The organism is Croceivirga sp. ABH4_376 (assembly GCF_056160685.1).
In genome coordinates this window covers 274,125-289,350 of record NZ_JBSWXQ010000003.1, presented here as the reverse complement: position 1 = coordinate 289,350, position 15,226 = coordinate 274,125, and the positions used below count along the sequence as shown (strand labels likewise).

16 protein-coding genes and 1 tRNA gene are annotated in these 15,226 nt (G+C 36.6%); 10 read left to right on the top strand and 7 right to left on the bottom strand.

What is annotated here, in order from left to right:
* Positions 1-39: 39 nt before the first annotated feature.
* The 5 genes from ACXAGS_RS09770 (at position 40) to rfbD (ending at position 5,004) form a co-directional block, all read left to right on the top strand.
* Positions 40-309, top strand: a complete 270-nt coding sequence (locus ACXAGS_RS09770) for a hypothetical protein (protein WP_474906369.1) — start codon at positions 40-42, stop codon at positions 307-309.
* A gap of 4 nt (positions 310-313) precedes the next feature.
* The gene (locus tag ACXAGS_RS09765; protein WP_474906368.1) at positions 314-1,576 is read left to right on the top strand and encodes an MATE family efflux transporter; all 1,263 of its coding nucleotides are present in this window, start codon (positions 314-316) and stop codon (positions 1,574-1,576) included.
* A 3-nt stretch (positions 1,577-1,579) separates the two neighbouring features.
* Positions 1,580-2,809: a glycosyltransferase gene (locus tag ACXAGS_RS09760; RefSeq protein WP_474906367.1), complete on the top strand. Its 1,230-nt coding sequence runs from the start codon at positions 1,580-1,582 to the stop codon at positions 2,807-2,809.
* 30 nt (positions 2,810-2,839) lie between these two features.
* On the top strand, positions 2,840-4,063 hold the full coding sequence (locus tag ACXAGS_RS09755) for a response regulator (protein WP_474906366.1): 1,224 nt from the start codon (positions 2,840-2,842) through the stop codon (positions 4,061-4,063).
* Between the two features lie 77 nt (positions 4,064-4,140).
* Complete coding sequence (gene rfbD / locus ACXAGS_RS09750; RefSeq protein WP_474906365.1) at positions 4,141-5,004, top strand: dTDP-4-dehydrorhamnose reductase; 864 nt, start codon at positions 4,141-4,143, stop codon at positions 5,002-5,004.
* On the opposite strand, the gene ACXAGS_RS09745 is transcribed toward rfbD, so the two are convergent.
* Entirely contained in the window at positions 5,001-6,101 is a 1,101-nt protein-coding gene (locus tag ACXAGS_RS09745) for a DUF4407 domain-containing protein (protein ID WP_474906364.1), read from the bottom strand. The two genes, rfbD and ACXAGS_RS09745, sit on opposite strands and share 4 nt — an antisense overlap.
* A gap of 290 nt (positions 6,102-6,391) precedes the next feature.
* On the opposite strand from ACXAGS_RS09745, the gene ACXAGS_RS09740 reads away from it, so the two are divergent.
* The gene (locus ACXAGS_RS09740; protein ID WP_474906363.1) at positions 6,392-6,529 is read left to right on the top strand and encodes a hypothetical protein; all 138 of its coding nucleotides are present in this window, start codon (positions 6,392-6,394) and stop codon (positions 6,527-6,529) included.
* A gap of 174 nt (positions 6,530-6,703) precedes the next feature.
* On the opposite strand, the gene ACXAGS_RS09735 is transcribed toward ACXAGS_RS09740, so the two are convergent.
* On the bottom strand, positions 6,704-8,098 hold the full coding sequence (locus ACXAGS_RS09735) for a dipeptidase (protein ID WP_474906362.1): 1,395 nt from the start codon (positions 8,096-8,098) through the stop codon (positions 6,704-6,706).
* 102 nt (positions 8,099-8,200) lie between these two features.
* Between ACXAGS_RS09735 and ACXAGS_RS09730 the strand changes: the two genes are divergently transcribed.
* A tRNA-Leu gene (locus tag ACXAGS_RS09730) sits at positions 8,201-8,282 on the top strand.
* A 35-nt stretch (positions 8,283-8,317) separates the two neighbouring features.
* On the opposite strand, the gene ACXAGS_RS09725 is transcribed toward ACXAGS_RS09730, so the two are convergent.
* Both ACXAGS_RS09725 and ACXAGS_RS09720 read right to left on the bottom strand, forming a co-directional pair.
* Complete coding sequence (locus tag ACXAGS_RS09725) at positions 8,318-8,821, bottom strand: GyrI-like domain-containing protein (RefSeq protein WP_474906361.1); 504 nt, start codon at positions 8,819-8,821, stop codon at positions 8,318-8,320.
* Positions 8,822-8,945: 124 nt separating this feature from the next.
* Positions 8,946-9,461 (bottom strand): VOC family protein, encoded by a 516-nt coding sequence (locus ACXAGS_RS09720; protein ID WP_474906360.1) that lies wholly within the window; start codon positions 9,459-9,461, stop codon positions 8,946-8,948.
* A gap of 154 nt (positions 9,462-9,615) precedes the next feature.
* On the opposite strand from ACXAGS_RS09720, the gene ACXAGS_RS09715 reads away from it, so the two are divergent.
* Positions 9,616-9,891 carry a winged helix-turn-helix transcriptional regulator gene (locus ACXAGS_RS09715; protein WP_474906359.1) on the top strand — a complete coding sequence of 92 codons (276 nt, stop codon included), beginning with the start codon at positions 9,616-9,618 and terminating at the stop codon, positions 9,889-9,891.
* A gap of 72 nt (positions 9,892-9,963) precedes the next feature.
* On the opposite strand, the gene ACXAGS_RS09710 is transcribed toward ACXAGS_RS09715, so the two are convergent.
* From ACXAGS_RS09710 to ACXAGS_RS09700, 3 genes are all read right to left on the bottom strand, one after another.
* Complete coding sequence (locus tag ACXAGS_RS09710; protein ID WP_474906358.1) at positions 9,964-10,131, bottom strand: hypothetical protein; 168 nt, start codon at positions 10,129-10,131, stop codon at positions 9,964-9,966.
* Positions 10,132-10,232: 101 nt separating this feature from the next.
* A complete protein-coding gene (locus ACXAGS_RS09705) occupies positions 10,233-11,609 on the bottom strand; it encodes a sugar porter family MFS transporter (protein ID WP_474906357.1) in 1,377 nt (458 codons plus the stop codon).
* Positions 11,610-11,646: 37 nt separating this feature from the next.
* Positions 11,647-12,882: a 3-deoxy-D-manno-octulosonic acid transferase gene (locus ACXAGS_RS09700; protein WP_474906356.1), complete on the bottom strand. Its 1,236-nt coding sequence runs from the start codon at positions 12,880-12,882 to the stop codon at positions 11,647-11,649.
* Positions 12,883-12,973: 91 nt separating this feature from the next.
* Between ACXAGS_RS09700 and ACXAGS_RS09695 the strand changes: the two genes are divergently transcribed.
* Together ACXAGS_RS09695 and galE are read left to right on the top strand one after the other, a co-directional pair.
* A complete protein-coding gene (locus tag ACXAGS_RS09695) occupies positions 12,974-14,131 on the top strand; it encodes a DegT/DnrJ/EryC1/StrS family aminotransferase (protein ID WP_474906355.1) in 1,158 nt (385 codons plus the stop codon).
* Between the two features lie 3 nt (positions 14,132-14,134).
* Positions 14,135-15,160 carry a UDP-glucose 4-epimerase GalE gene (gene galE, locus ACXAGS_RS09690; RefSeq protein WP_474906354.1) on the top strand — a complete coding sequence of 342 codons (1,026 nt, stop codon included), beginning with the start codon at positions 14,135-14,137 and terminating at the stop codon, positions 15,158-15,160.
* Positions 15,161-15,226: the final 66 nt, after the last annotated feature.

Below are 15,226 nucleotides of genomic sequence, written 5' to 3'. Positions count from 1 at the left end.
ATTTGCTCTCCCAAAAATATTAACCTACAAATTTGCTGTATGGCATTACATATTAAGGAATACAATAATGTAATTTACATAGATGGGTGTTTAGATACCACTAATCTTACGTGTTTAAGGAGTTACCTAGTACCACAATTAGAGGCTGGTAAACAGTTATTGGTAAATGTAGATGGTGTAACTAAGATTACCAACGAAATTGTAAAGGAGATGCATGCGCTTAAAAAGATAGCACATGAGGTTAACGGAAGTATTTCTTATTACTCCAATAACCATAAGGACATTTACAAATATCAAGTACAAAACTAACCAAATGCAAGCTTTAAAAACGATACATAAACGTTTATCGCCAGAGCAATTGTTCATGGTAAGTGTAATTGTGGTTAACGGTGGTAACTATTTATACAATTTACTGCTTGGTAGAATATTGGGTCCGGAAGCTTTTGCGGAGGCCGCTTTATTAATTACCCTTTTATTGGTATTGTCTTTTGTTGGGATGACTTTTCAATTGACCGCAGCAAAATTTGCAGTTGAATTTGCCGGAGCTACATGGAAGGCTTTTAAGAATAAAACCTTATTCATGGTACTGGTATTTGGAGCGGTTGTTGGGGTACTGTTAATTCTATTTTCTTCTAGTTTAAAAAGCCTTTTTCATACAGACAGTGCATGGATGTTTGTCATTTTTGCCATTGGTGTTCCGGTGTACTTCTTTATGAGTTTAAATAGGGGTATCTATCAAGGAAAGCAAGAATTTGTAAGCTTATCTACTACCTACCAAACCGAAATGTGGAGTAGGTTATTTTTAACCGTTGCCTTACTATTTATCTTGCCGCTACCACCGGGAATCGTGGTTGCTATAGGAATTCTAATTTCATTCTTCTTTGGGTTATACCCATCTAAAATTAAAAGTCTTAAAATCAATAAAACTTTTGTTTTAGAGCCAGAAGCCCGTAAACATGTTATGCGGTTTATGTTGCTAACGGCTAGTTATGAACTAACACAAATTATTATAAACAATAGCGATATTCTATTGGTTAAGCACTTTTTTGAAGCTAAACCAGCAGGTTTGTATGCCTCTTTGGCACTAATTGGCAGGGTAGTTTATTTTGCGGCTTGGATGTTTGTAATGCTTTTATTGCCCACGGTTGTAAATAACCGTAAAGAAGGTAAGCCAACAGCACCGGTACTAATTAAATACGTAACCTACATTGGTGGGTTGGCCCTACTCATTGTTGGTGTTTGTTTCTTAATACCAGAAACAGTAGTCAGCCTAATGTTCGGCAAGGCCTATTTAGAGATATCACACTTGTTGTGGAAATATGCACTATCAACTTCATTATTTGCTTTAAGTAACATATTTGCCTATTACTTTTTGTCCCTAGATCATTATGTTCCGGTTATCCTTTCAGGTATTTTGGGGATGTCCCAAATAGTGTTGATACTGTTTTTTCATGATAGCCTAAATACGGTAATTCTTATGCAAATCATTGCAATGGCCATTTTATTGGTTGTGCAATTACTCTATTTTTTAAATAAAGAAATATTTAATTCCCAAACTAATATAGATAATCCTTAACCTATGAAATTAGCAATAGTAACAGCTTATCCGCCCAGTAAAGTAACTCTTACGGAGTATGCATATTATCTGGTAAAGCATTTTAGAATGCAAAATCGTGTAGAAGAATTGATTTTGTTGTGTGATAAGACAGAGGGTGAAAAAGATTTAAATTTTAAGGAAGATGGTTGCAAGGTTACCGTAAAAGAATGCTGGCAATTTAACAGCTATAGCAATGTATTTAATATTAGCAAAGCCATAAGAAAAACAAAACCAGATGCAGTATTGTATAATCTGCAGTTTATGAAGTTTGGGGACAAAAAAGTACCTGCTGCCTTGGGGTTACTTTTACCTTTTATTACTAAGGTTAGCGGTGTGCCCACGGTGTCTCTCTTACATAATATAATGGAGACCGTAGATTTAAAAGATGCCGGCTTTACCAATAATAAAGTTTTGGCAGCTATTTATAATTTCATTGGTACTACATTAACCCGTTTCGTATTGGCGTCAGATGAAGTAGCCGTAACCATTAGCAAATATGTTAAAACGCTTAAGGCGAAGTATAAAAAAGACAATATAAAGTTAATACCACACGGCACCTTTGAACTACCGCCGCAACCAGATTATACCTTACCAAAAGGTCCAAAGCAAGTAATGGCATTTGGAAAATTTGGCACGTATAAAAAGGTAGAGGTTATGATCGAAGCCGTAGAACAAATTAGAAAAAGAACCCAAGAAGATATTGAAATTGTAATTGCTGGTACAGATAGCCCTAATACACCTGGTTACTTGGCGGCTGTTGCAAAAAAATACGAACACGTACCCCAATTAAGATTTACGGGGTATGTTCCAGAAGAAGATGTACAACGTATTTTTCAGGAAAGTGCAGTAGCTGTTTTTCCATATACTTCTACCACGGGTAGTTCTGGGGTACTGCACCAAGCAGGCAGCTATGGTAAAGCAGTGGTGCTACCAGATTTAGGTGATTTAGGAATATTGGTTAGAGAAGAAGGCTATACGGGTGAATTCTTTGAAGCAGATAGTTCAGATTCACTGGCTAATGCAATAGAAAAAATATTGGTTAATGATGCCTACAGGGTAGAATTAGGACAAACCAATTACCAGGCCGCTACCTCGTTGCCAATGTCTAAAATTACTGCTATGTACTTAGATTTATTTGAAGAGATAGCAAGACGCAGAGGAAAGGTACGCAAAGAAAACTTAGAGGATAAAACAGAAAAAATATTGGCATAACACCAGTATTTCAACATAAAACTTACAACAATGAAAATTTTAGCAATAGATGATCAGCAGTTAATCTTAATGTCTTTACAGAAAAGACTTCAAGAACTTGGTTATGAAGTAAGAATTGCCAGTAACGGTGTTAGTGCCAAAGCGGTTTTTGACGAATTTGAACCAGATTTGGTCATTGCGGATATTAATATGCCACAAATTAGTGGTTTGGAATTGGTGCAGTATTTTAGAAATACTAAGAATTCACATGTTCCTATTATGGTATTGTCTGGAAACACGGACGAGGAAACTATTCTAAAAGGCTACGACTTAGGTATTAGTGATTACATGAAAAAACCGGTTAGTCTTAATGAGGTGGCCGCTCGTGTTAAAAATTTAATTGGTGTGCCAGAGCAATCCAATAATACACAAAAACAAAACACGAACCAGATGTTACAAGAATATGTGGTTGGTGTAGTAATACCTTGTTATAATGAGGAAGAACGTTTGTTAAGCGATGAATTTCAGGCCTTTGTTAAGCAAAACTTAGGATATCACCTCTGTTTTGTAAATGATGGTAGTATAGACAACACCTTGGCTGTTCTAAACAAACTAAAAGAAGGTCATGAAGACCACATTAGTGTTTATGATTGTCCGCAAAACGGGGGTAAAGCAGAAGCGGTGCGTTTGGGTACGTTACACTTGGCACAAGATCCACAGTTAGATTATATTGGGTATCTAGATGCCGATTTATCTACGGATTTTAAGGATTTTGACGATTTGGTGCAGACTATAAGAAAATCGGACTATAAAATAGTCAGTGGTTCTAGAATGGCCAGAATGGGTGCAGATATAAATAAAGAATCTGCCAGGGCCATAATTAGCAAGACCATAAATTTTTTAATACGGTCTATTTTAAGAATGCCATTTAATGACACCCAATGTGGAGCAAAAATAATGGATAGGGAAATTGCTACTTTGGTATTTAGTAAACCTTTTTTAACCAGATGGTTGTTTGATGTTGAAATTTTTAAAAGAATTAGCAATACTTATGGTAGGCAACAAGCTATCGCTATAATTTGTGAACAACCTTTAAAACGTTGGATACATGCAGATGGTTCCAAACTATCCTTTAAAGACTCCGCTAAAATTGTATTTCAATTAGCACAAATTGCATTTCATTACAGGTTAAAAAAGAAAAAAGACCGTAATGCAAAAGCAGTAAACACACCAAAAACTGTTGTAAACAATACTTCAGTTTCTGCCACATCTTAATTAAAATCTATATACTAGTTTTAAAAGTAAACCGTTAACTTAATAGCTTACATTCTGAAATAAAACTACTTTAACGTATGAAAATATTGGTAACGGGCGCAAAGGGCCAATTAGGACAAACCATCGCAGGTTTGGCCCATAACTATCCTAGTTTTGATTTCGATTTTAAATCTTCATCAGAACTAGACATTACAAATGCCGAAGCGGTTAAAGCTTTATTTGCGTCTAAAAGCTATGACTACTGTATAAATTGTGCGGCATATACTAAAGTAGATTTGGCAGAACAAGAAATAGATTTGGCCAGAAAGGTAAATAGTATTGGACCTAAGAACCTTGCGGCGCAATGTAAGCTGTATAATGTAGTTTTATTGCATATTTCTACCGATTTTGTTTTTGATGGATTTTTGAACGAACCCTATCGTGAAAAAGATATAGCTAGGCCACTTGGTTTTTATGGCGATTCTAAATATAAAGGAGAACGCTACATTGCAGAAACCTTACCGGAACATTTTATTTTTAGAACATCTTGGTTGTATTCAGAATATGGTCATAATTTTTTAAAAACTATGGTTAAGCTGGGAGCTGAAAAGGAAGAGCTAAGTATTGTTTACGATCAGTTAGGAACCCCTACATATACAGAAGACCTAGTAGAGGTAATGTTGCATATAATTGAACTGGGTAGTACGGCCTACGGCGTATATCATTACAGTAACGAAGGTGTTGCCAGTTGGTATGATTTTGCTAAGGAGATATTTGATGTGTCTTCTACCAATGTTAGATTAAAACCAATATTATCCGCAGCATATCCTACACCAGCAAAGCGCCCAAAATATAGTGTTTTGGACAAGTCCAAGATTAAGGGCACTTTTGATATTGCCATACCACACTGGAGAGATAGCTTAAAAAAGGCGGTAGGTGCTTTAAAAAAGGAAAGCGTTTAAAGCCCTTTTGTCTGTACTTTATGAAAAGCATCTGCTTGTAGTTTTAACAGGGCTTGTGCTTTTTCCTTTTTATAATTATATAGCTCTTTTTCACTTTTTAAATCTTGGTAAATTTCCGTGTTTAACTCGGCATCGGTATCCATTAACAATTTTCGCTGTGTAACTTTTTGGTTTACCCATGTCGCAACCACGCTTTCCGCTTCTTCAATTTTAAAATCGTATTCACCTTTACTAGATAAAAGTTTTGTAATAATTGGGGCGGTTTCAATTGCAAGAAATAGTAGAAATATAAAAAAGGAGGGTAACCAAGGCAGTTTACCCAAGGCATCTATCCTAGCCATTAATCCATCAAAATTATTAATTACCGGTTGGTCTTGTATAACTTGTTCTTTATAAGCGGTATTTAATTGGCTAATTTCATCTTCTAGTAAATTTATTTTTTCCGTATTGGTTTGTTTTAAAGCGTTTAGTTCTGCTAGAGCGGCATCGTGTTTTTCACGCTTTTCTTTATATACGGGACCTTTACCTAAAAGTCCGGTACCAGCAGTGCCTTCGGCTTCGTTAATATAAATATCGTATAAGGCATTGGTCTTAGCTTCCTTTGTGCTAATTTCATTTTGGAGCCTTTTTATATTTTCTTCAAGTTTTAAAATTTTAGGTTGATATTGTAGCGCTATATCTTCTTGGTTCTCCAAGGACATTCTATTTTTTTCAGTAAGTAAAACTTGGTCAATTTCTTTCTGAAAAATTTTAAGTTCCAGCGGCTTCGAAATCACTACGGCTATAATTAAGGCCAATACAAGTCTAGGTATTGCTTGCAGTACTTCTTGATATTTCCGTTCTTTCTTTTTGAGCGTACTAACAATATAGCGGTCTAGATTAAAAATCAAAAGTCCCCAAACCAAACCAAATCCAATAGCGATATAATAATTGTCAAAAACTGTATAAAGGGCATAAGAGGCGGCAATAAATGCCATTAAAGCGGTAAAGAATACGGTAGCGCCTATACCTGCATATTTGTTCTGTTCTGCTTTGGAACAGGTATCCAAAACATCTGCATCTGCCCCAGAGCAGAGAATAAAAAATTTACCTAACATAATAGTGTTCGTTCTTTGATTAATGGTATTAGAACGCAAACCCTACCACTTTGTTACAGTAATTCTGCTAAAATAGAGCCAAATTGCTAGTTCAACGGCATTTATTGCCGACTAACTACAAGCATAAGAACCAAAGCTATAATACAATGTAATTAGCTGGTCTTACCTAAAATACCATTCGTCTACACTTTACTACGGCTAAGGAGTACTGCTAATTTTTAACGGGTTTGCCGTGGTACTTTTGAATCAAATAATAAAAACAAGTACAACAAACTATAAAATTTAGCTCCATGAAAAATTTAAGCAACAACAAGATGTATAGTGGCATGGTCATCTTTAACAATGCCCAAAAAGAATTTAGCATTTGCGATGTAGAACTTACAGATACCGAATTGGTAATTGCGGTGTACAAGCCAATTGCTTGTTAAACGAAATATTATTTAATGGTACTATTTTCCCCCAAGTCTAATCCCCCAAGTTTTTAAAGTACCATTAACAGAAAGAGGCCATTAGGTAAAGCAAGTTCTAGATGTTTTGGTGTAGTGTTATCTAGAACCGGATGATTGAACAACATCCTGCCATTACCAATGGCCTCTTACATTTTATTGCTGTGTAGCAAATTCTGTATAATACTTAAAAAAATAAGGTATGGTCTCAATACCTTTTAAATAGTTCCAAATGCCAAAATGCTCATTGGGTGAGTGTATGGCGTCACTATCCAATCCAAAGCCCATTAAAATTATCTTACTATCTAAAATTTGCTCAAACAATGCCACTATTGGTATACTTCCCCCACCACGTTCGGGTATTGCTGTTTTACCAAATGTAGTCTCATAAGCTTTTGCGGCTGCTTGGTAACCAATATTGTCAATTGGAGTAACATAAGGTAATCCGCCATGATGGGGTTTTACCTTAACTTTTACTCCTTTTGGGGCAATGGCCGTAAAATGATCCATGAACAATTGGGTGATTTCATCTGGATCTTGGTCTGGAACCAAACGCATGGATATTTTAGCAAAGGCCTTACTGGCAATTACGGTCTTGGCACCTTCGCCCGTGTAACCGCCCCATATACCATTAACATCTAAAGTTGGCCTTATGGAATATCGTTCTGGTGTAGTGTATCCTTTTTCGCCATAAACATCACCAATGTCCAACGCTTTTTTATAATCCTCTACGTTAAAAGGAGCCTCTGCCATTAAAGCCCTGTCTTCTGCAGAAAGTTCTTCTACTTTATCATAAAAACCGGGGATGGTAATGCGATTATTCTCATCATGTAAAGAGGCTATCATTTTAGATAGTATGTTAATGGGGTTAGGTACGGCACCACCATATATTCCAGAATGTAAATCTCTATTGGGTCCGGTTACCTCCACTTCTACATAACTTAATCCTCTTAATCCCGTGGTAATAGAAGGAACATCGTTTGCAATCATACCCGTATCGGAAATAAGGATCACATCGTTCTTTAACTTGTCACGGTTTTTATCTAAAAAGGCCTCTAAACTATCGCTTCCAACTTCTTCTTCGCCTTCTATCATGAATTTTACATTACACGGCAATACATTTTCTTTTATCATGTATTCTACTGCTTTTACGTGCATGTAAAACTGGCCTTTATCATCACAGGCCCCACGGGCAAAGATGGCCCCGTCTGGGTGCAAATCTGTTTTTTTGACTACGGGTTCAAATGGTGGAGAATCCCATAGATTCATTGGATCCGGGGGTTGTACATCGTAATGCCCGTATACAAGGACCGTTGGTAGTTTTGGGTCAACAATTTTTTCGCCAAAAACAACGGGGTAACCATCCGTTTCACAAATCTCCGTGGTGTCGCAACCAGCTTCTTTTAATGCCTTTTCTACGGCTCTAGCTGCGTCTATTACATCTTGAGAGAAAGCCGTGTCTGCACTTATAGATGGAATTTTTAATAAATCGATTAATTCATTTAAAAAGCGTTCTTTATTCGCTTCAATGTATTCTTTTACGTTTTTCATTTAATCAGTACTTCTTAGGATAAAAGTACTAAAAAGAACTTTTTCTTCTTTGATTGTTTTACAATTCAAAATTTGAAGTATATTTGCATCCCGATTTGAACTGCGGATGTGGTGGAATTGGTAGACACGCTAGACTTAGGATCTAGTGCCGCGAGGCGTGGGGGTTCGACTCCCTTCATCCGCACAACTTTAAAACCCTTCTTAAAAAGAAGGGTTTTTTTATGCTTTTTCTTTTGGTTTTATAGGTATGCAAATCTTTTCTTCAGAGTGTGCATCATTATTTTTATAGAGCTCCCCTAGCAGTTCAAAATGTGGTCTATTGTCTAGTACGTATTCAGAATTAGGCAGCCATTTGGTAAAAATGTATTGAAAAATGGATGGGTCATTGCTGGGCCCTTTGTACTTAAACACAGCATACAAGCCCTTTTTTAACGTAAAAGATGCTAGGCCTTCTGGAATGCTAGATAAATCAGAAACCGGCACTAACGCCCATTTTATAAAGCTTTTGTCTGGACTAAATTTTTTAAAATAATCGATAGGGTACTCTTGTAAGGATAGTTTATAGTTAGCTGTTTTGTTTTCTATGTCCTTAATTCTTGGTCCAAATTGGGACCATAATAAGCCCGTAGTGTTTTGGGTAATACTCATTTCTAAACTTAGGCCTATCAATTGTAGTTCGGAAAAGTGTTCTATTGTTGGTGTTGGAAACTCGTGGTCTTTCATTTTATCCTAAAATTTCAATTGGGGCTAAAGTATAAATTATATCTAGCAACTATTTACAATGAAAAAGGCGCTTAATATGAAGCGCCTAAGTTTTGTTTACTATACTTTTTTAAAGTTTAGTTAATTACATGTCCGCATATGCACCGGAGGAATAGGTAAGCTCATAGCTATGGGTGTAAATTTCAAAAACTACACCAAAAGGATCTTCTACATAACACATCTTATAGGGTTTGTTATCTGGATAATAGGCTCTAATGGGCATTCGTTGTTTCCCACCATGAGAAACAATTTTTTCTATTAACGTTTCAATATTTGGGTCTTGTACACAAAAGTGAAATAATCCTGGGTTAAAGGGATTAAAGTCTGGTTTGTCTTTTGGTGTTTCAGGGAAAGAAAATAATTCAATTCCTACGCCATCAGAAGTAGATAGGTGGGCAATTTCAAAGGTTTCCCAATTTTCACCAAAAACATCTATACACATTTGGCCAATAGCGGTCTCTTTTTCTTTTTTTACAAGACTAGGTGGCATAATTACGTACCATCCCATTACTTCTTCATAAAAGGATACAGCGGCAGCAATATCTGGCACGGTAATACCAATATGGGAAAATGTACGTGGGTATGTTTTTTGTTCTTTCATGTTATCTTAATTTTGAGGCAAAGTTGTTAATTAGTTGCTTGCTAAACAATAACTTGCTTTTTTATGCTTATAGTGTCTAAAAGAGTAAAAAGAACAAAATCAGTTATTTGCAGTTTTGAAAAATAATAAAATTTATTGCCCTCTTAACAAAACGATGGAACTCATTGGAACCAAATGGAAGCCACTTATCCTTTTTCATCTATTGGAAGGTCCGCAACGATCCGGCGTTTTACAAGCTAAAATACCGGCAATTTCCAATAAAATGTTTACCCAAAGTTTGCGAGAGTTAGAACGAGACCATCTTGTGTACCGAGAGGTTTTTCCAGAGGTGCCCCCAAGAGTAGAGTACGGCCTAACCAAGAAAGGGTTTACTTTAAAAGAAATTCTTATTTCTTTGGATACTTGGGGTAAGACCATACATGGAGGTTGATTTGTTAAGCAGTATAAAATAAAAAGCCTCCCAAGATGAGAGGCTTTTATAGTCTTCTGTTTTAATTTCAGTTTAAAAGTGAAGGCCTAAAGCATCAAATACCCCTAAAATGTCGCAAACAATGCAAACGGGTATCGCAATTAGTATTACCACCAGTACGGTTACCATAATACGTAAGAAGCCAGCTAAAAAACTAAAACCTGTAGTGTTCTCTGCCATAGGTTGATTATTTCCTATCAAGATAATGAAATTTAACCTGTTCAATCCTAAGAATCAGTATAATACTCGATTAACTGCTTGTTTGCCTATACGTATTGCAGAAGTTCAATTTTTGAAGAACATTATTTTTTGCCTAATCTTTTTGCTAATTCTTCTAAAGAAATACCTTTTGTTTCGGGCATCATGAATGCGGTAAAAAGTAATTGTAATACCATCATTCCCGCAAAAAATATAAAAATTGGCCATGGATTGTCTTTGAAAATGCCTATTTCGCTATCCAAAAAGGTTGGCGTTAACAATGTAATTAAAGCAGCAAACACCCAATGGGTTCCCGTTCCCCAAGACTGTCCGTAGGAGCGCACCTTGTTTGGAAAAATTTCAGATATAAATACCCAAATTACAGCGCCTTGACCTACTGCATGTGATGCAATGAACACCAAAATAAAGGTTAATAACAGTGCAGAACTCAAACCTTTGTAAAAACAAAGCCCAACCATGGCAAGACTTACTATGTAACCTATAGACCCTATGTACATTAGTTGCTTTCGGCCCAAACGGTCTATAAGTGCCAAACCAACAAACGTGAATAATAGATTTATTACACCTATACTAATAGAGCTAAATAAGGACTCCCCAGAGGCTAGACCTGCTCTTTCTAGAATTTCTGGTGCGTAGTATAGCACAAAATTTATACCGGAAAGCTGATTGAAAAACGCGATTAAAAAGGCTAATAGTAATGGTTTGTTATATTTACCAGAAAATAGCTTTTCTTTTTTGTCTTTTACATTTTCTGCCATGGAAACCTTTATTTCCGTAATGGTTACTTTGGCTTCATCTTCTTGTATGCCCAATAGGGTAAGAGATTTTATAACCAATGCATCAGCATGGTCTTTCATTAAAAGCCATCTTGGGCTATTTGGAATTTTAGCCACCATGAAGGTGTAAATTAATGCAGGGATACCTTCTACGCCTAGCATCCAGCGCCAAGCTTCATTTTCATTGAAGAAAGTACCAATAACGTAGTTGGATATAAAGGCTATTAAGATGCCAAACACAATATTGAACTGATACATTGCTGTAAGCCTGCCTCTATTAGATGAATTTGAAATCTCAGAAATATAAACAGGTGCGGCAACGGAAGAAGCACCAACACCAACACCGCCTATAAATCTAAAAAAAGAAAAACTGTAGGCTTCTGGTGCAAAAGCGGAACCAACGGCAGAAAGAAAATATAAAATACCAATCCATAATAAGGTCTTTTTTCTGCCCAGTTTATCAGTTGGTATACCACCAAATAGTGAACCCAAAACGGTACCCCATAGGGCCATGGACATGATAAAAATACCATGAAAGGTAAAAATAGAATCGCCTAAAAACCAATTGGTGTCCCAGAGTTCTTTAATGGGTTGGTTGGCACCACTGATAACAACGGTGTCAAATCCGAAAAGAAAGCCTGCCAAGGCTGCAGTCATTGATATTCTTAGTATTCTCTTATCCATTGGTTTGGTTTGTTAGTTAAGATAAAACTAAGCAATTTTAAAGATGTTTATTTATATAGGCCACAACTTGGTCCGTGGCACCCTTATTTTTGAAGATATAATCCATGTTGACCCTGCCAAGATGGGTGCGTTCGGTCGGGTTTTCTACTAATTTGGAAAGTGTAGTGTTAAAATCAAATCTGTCCTTTACAGAAATCACCCCTTTATTGTTTACTAATGCTTCGGCTTCTATAAACCTTTGGTATTTGGGTCCTATTATTACGGGAATGCCAAATACGGCTGGTTCTAAGGTATTGTGCAATCCGGTTTCAAAACCACCTCCAACGTAGGCTATATCTGCGTAAGAATATACTTTGGTTAAAATACCTATAGTGTCTAAAATTAAAACTTTTACCTCTCCAATTCGTCCTAGGTCTAATTCTGAATATTTCATTTTAGGAACTTTCAATGAATTGAAGATGGATTCCACGTGTTGTGCCTTTATATCGTGTGGGGCAATTACAAATTTATAATTAGACTTATCCTTATTTATATAATCTATCAAAAGTGTTTCCCCGGGTGCCCATGTACTGCCAGCAACCATGCAATTTTTCCCTTGAAGAAAGACTTCCATAAATTCCAAGGTGTTGTTCTGCTCAATTATCTGGGTAACTCTGTCATATCTAGAATCTCCGCTAATACTAGCATTAGTGTAACCAATACTACGTAATAGCGCTTTAGAGTTTTGGTCTTGTACAAAGAAATAATCAAAGTTTTTAAGTGCCTTTCTTAGAAAGCCGCCGTAAAACTTAAAATAGGCTTGTTTTTGGTTAAAAATACCAGAAACCAGTAGGGTAGGGCATTGTTGTTTTTTAAGTTGGGCTAGTAGATTTGGCCAAACTTCATATTTAATAAAAATGGTAATTCTGGGTTTAACCAAATCTACTATTCTGCGTGCATTCTCTTGCGTGTCTAAAGGCAGGTAGGTTTCAATGTCTGCGGGAGTTTTCCCCTTTTTTACCTCGTATCCCGAAGGAGAAAAGAAGGTTAAAAGAAATTTATGGTCAGGGTAATTAGTCTTTAACTTTTCTAAAATAGGTAGTCCTTGTTCATACTCTCCCAAAGAAGCGGCATGTATCCATATTACGTTGTCCGTAGGGTTAAGATTTTGCTCAAGTTGTTTAAAGGTATGCTTGCGACCCGCAACAAATAGCTTGATTTTTGGATTAAATAGCGCTACTATCCGCAACACGGCTGTAGCTAAATAAAGGCTTAGGTTGTAAAGAAAACTCACAGATTTTGCTTTGCGCTAAATTACATTTCTTTAAAAGAATAGCAGTGCCATGGTGCTTTATTTGCTAATTTTGAATTTACAAATTGGTAGTATGCGTAAAATACAAATGGTAGACCTTCAAGGTCAGTACAATGGCATAAAGGAAGCCGTGAACGGGGCTATTGAAGAAGTGTTAAATACTTCGGCTTACATAAATGGTCCTCAGGTCAAGGCTTTTCAATCTGAATTGGAAGCATATCTTGGTGTTAAACATGTTATTCCTTGTGCAAACGGAACAGATGCACTTCAAATATGCATGATGGGCTTGGGTCTTAAGCCCGGTGATGAAGTGATTACGGCAGATTTTACATTTGCCGCTACGGTTGAAGTAATTGCCCTTTTGGGTCTAACGCCGGTTTTGGTAGATGTTGAGCCAGATTCTTTCAATATAGACATTACAGCAGTTGAAAAGGCTATTACTCCAAAAACAAAAGCTATTGTTCCCGTTCATTTGTTTGGACAATGTGCCAATATGGAGGCATTAATGGATTTGGCAGAAAAGCATGGCTTGTATGTAATTGAAGATAATGCCCAAGCCATTGGGGCAAATTATATTTTTAAGGATGGATCCAAGAGAAAATCAGGAACCCTAGGGCATGTGGCATCCACTAGTTTTTTTCCTTCTAAAAATCTTGGTTGCTATGGAGATGGTGGCGCTATTTTTACTAATGACGACGAATTGGCCCATACCTTAAGAGGTGTGGTAAACCATGGTATGTATGAGCGTTATCACCATGATGTTGTTGGGGTTAATTCTAGGTTAGATAGCATACAAGCAGGTGTTCTGCGTGCTAAATTACCGCACTTGGATACCTATAATGCTAAAAGACAGACGGCAGCTGCAAAATATGATAAAGCTTTTGCCGGTCAAGAGCATATTGTGGTGCCAGTAAAAAAGACCAACTGCGATAAAACGTGTGCTACTTGTACCTGTCACGTATACCACCAATATACATTGCGAATTTTAAATGGAACTAGGGATGCCTTAGTGCAACATTTAAACGAGAATAGCGTTCCTTGTGGTGTGTATTATCCAATTCCCTTACATAGGCAAAAGGCGTATATAGATGATAGGTATGATGAAAAGGATTTTGCTGTAACCAATCAATTGGTAAAGGAGGTTATTTCCCTGCCAATGCATACGGAATTGGATGACGAACAAATTAAACATATAACAGACTTAGTCATCAATTTTGTAAATAAACACTAAAACATGAGTAAAAAAATATTGGTTACCGGAGGTTTGGGCTTTATAGGTTCGCATACCGTTGTAGAGTTACAAAACGAAGGTTTTGAAGTAGTTATTATAGATAATCTTTCCAATTCTTCTGAAGCTGTATTGGATGGTATTGTTGCCATAACTGGTAAAAAACCAATTTTTGAAAAATTCGATTTAAGAGAAAAGAAAAAGGTTCAAGATTTTTTTCAAAAACATACAGATATAACTGGGGTAATACATTTTGCGGCTTCTAAAGCCGTTGGTGAAAGTGTTGAGAATCCCCTGTTGTACTATGAAAATAACTTAGGGGTTCTTGTATACCTATTGCAGGAGTTAACCCAAAAAGGAGAAGCTAATTTTATATTCAGTTCGTCTTGTACGGTGTATGGTCAAGCAGATGAATTGCCAATAACGGAAGATGCTCCGGTAAAACCAGCAGAATCGCCTTACGGTAATACCAAACAGGTAGGAGAAGAGATAATTAAAGATACCTGTAAGGTAAATCCACAATTAAAAGCCATTGCATTACGGTATTTTAACCCCATTGGGGCCCATGCTTCTGTTGAGATTGGTGAATTACCTACGGGTGTGCCGCAAAATCTGGTTCCTTTTATTACCCAAACGGGTATTGGCCTAAGGGAGCAATTATCCGTATTTGGAGACGATTACCCAACAGCGGATGGAACCTGTATTCGTGATTATATTCATGTGGTAGATTTGGCAAAGGCACATGTTGCCGCTTTACAAAGACTTATTACAGAAAAGAACGATGCAAACTACGAGATTTTTAACTTGGGAACAGGAAAGGGTAGTTCTGTTTTAGAAGTAATAAATAGTTTTGAAAAAGTCTCTGGAGAAAAATTGAATTATAGAATTGCACCGAGAAGAGAGGGAGATGTGATACAAGCTTACGCAGATACCCGCCGGGCTAATGAGGTTTTGGGTTGGAAAGCTAAATCAAGTTTGGATGAAGCTATGAGTTCTGCCTGGCAATGGGAGAAAAAAGTAAGGTCTAAATAATTAGACAAAGAATATTTATAGAAAGAGGGCATTGCCCTCTTTTTTTGTACCTTTTTCCAACTAAAT

Coding starts and splice junctions, on each gene's coding strand:
- ACXAGS_RS09705 (WP_474906357.1), bottom strand. CDS start 11,609: ATGGATAAGAGAATACTAAGAATATCAATGACTGCAGCCTTGGCAGGC.
- ACXAGS_RS09715 (WP_474906359.1), top strand. CDS start 9,616: ATGGAACTCATTGGAACCAAATGGAAGCCACTTATCCTTTTTCATCTA.
- ACXAGS_RS09770 (WP_474906369.1), top strand. CDS start 40: ATGGCATTACATATTAAGGAATACAATAATGTAATTTACATAGATGGG.
- ACXAGS_RS09695 (WP_474906355.1), top strand. CDS start 12,974: ATGCGTAAAATACAAATGGTAGACCTTCAAGGTCAGTACAATGGCATA.
- ACXAGS_RS09720 (WP_474906360.1), bottom strand. CDS start 9,461: ATGAAAGAACAAAAAACATACCCACGTACATTTTCCCATATTGGTATT.
- ACXAGS_RS09760 (WP_474906367.1), top strand. CDS start 1,580: ATGAAATTAGCAATAGTAACAGCTTATCCGCCCAGTAAAGTAACTCTT.
- ACXAGS_RS09755 (WP_474906366.1), top strand. CDS start 2,840: ATGAAAATTTTAGCAATAGATGATCAGCAGTTAATCTTAATGTCTTTA.
- galE (WP_474906354.1), top strand. CDS start 14,135: ATGAGTAAAAAAATATTGGTTACCGGAGGTTTGGGCTTTATAGGTTCG.
- ACXAGS_RS09740 (WP_474906363.1), top strand. CDS start 6,392: ATGAAAAATTTAAGCAACAACAAGATGTATAGTGGCATGGTCATCTTT.
- ACXAGS_RS09735 (WP_474906362.1), bottom strand. CDS start 8,098: ATGAAAAACGTAAAAGAATACATTGAAGCGAATAAAGAACGCTTTTTA.
- ACXAGS_RS09745 (WP_474906364.1), bottom strand. CDS start 6,101: ATGTTAGGTAAATTTTTTATTCTCTGCTCTGGGGCAGATGCAGATGTT.
- rfbD (WP_474906365.1), top strand. CDS start 4,141: ATGAAAATATTGGTAACGGGCGCAAAGGGCCAATTAGGACAAACCATC.
- ACXAGS_RS09725 (WP_474906361.1), bottom strand. CDS start 8,821: ATGAAAGACCACGAGTTTCCAACACCAACAATAGAACACTTTTCCGAA.
- ACXAGS_RS09765 (WP_474906368.1), top strand. CDS start 314: ATGCAAGCTTTAAAAACGATACATAAACGTTTATCGCCAGAGCAATTG.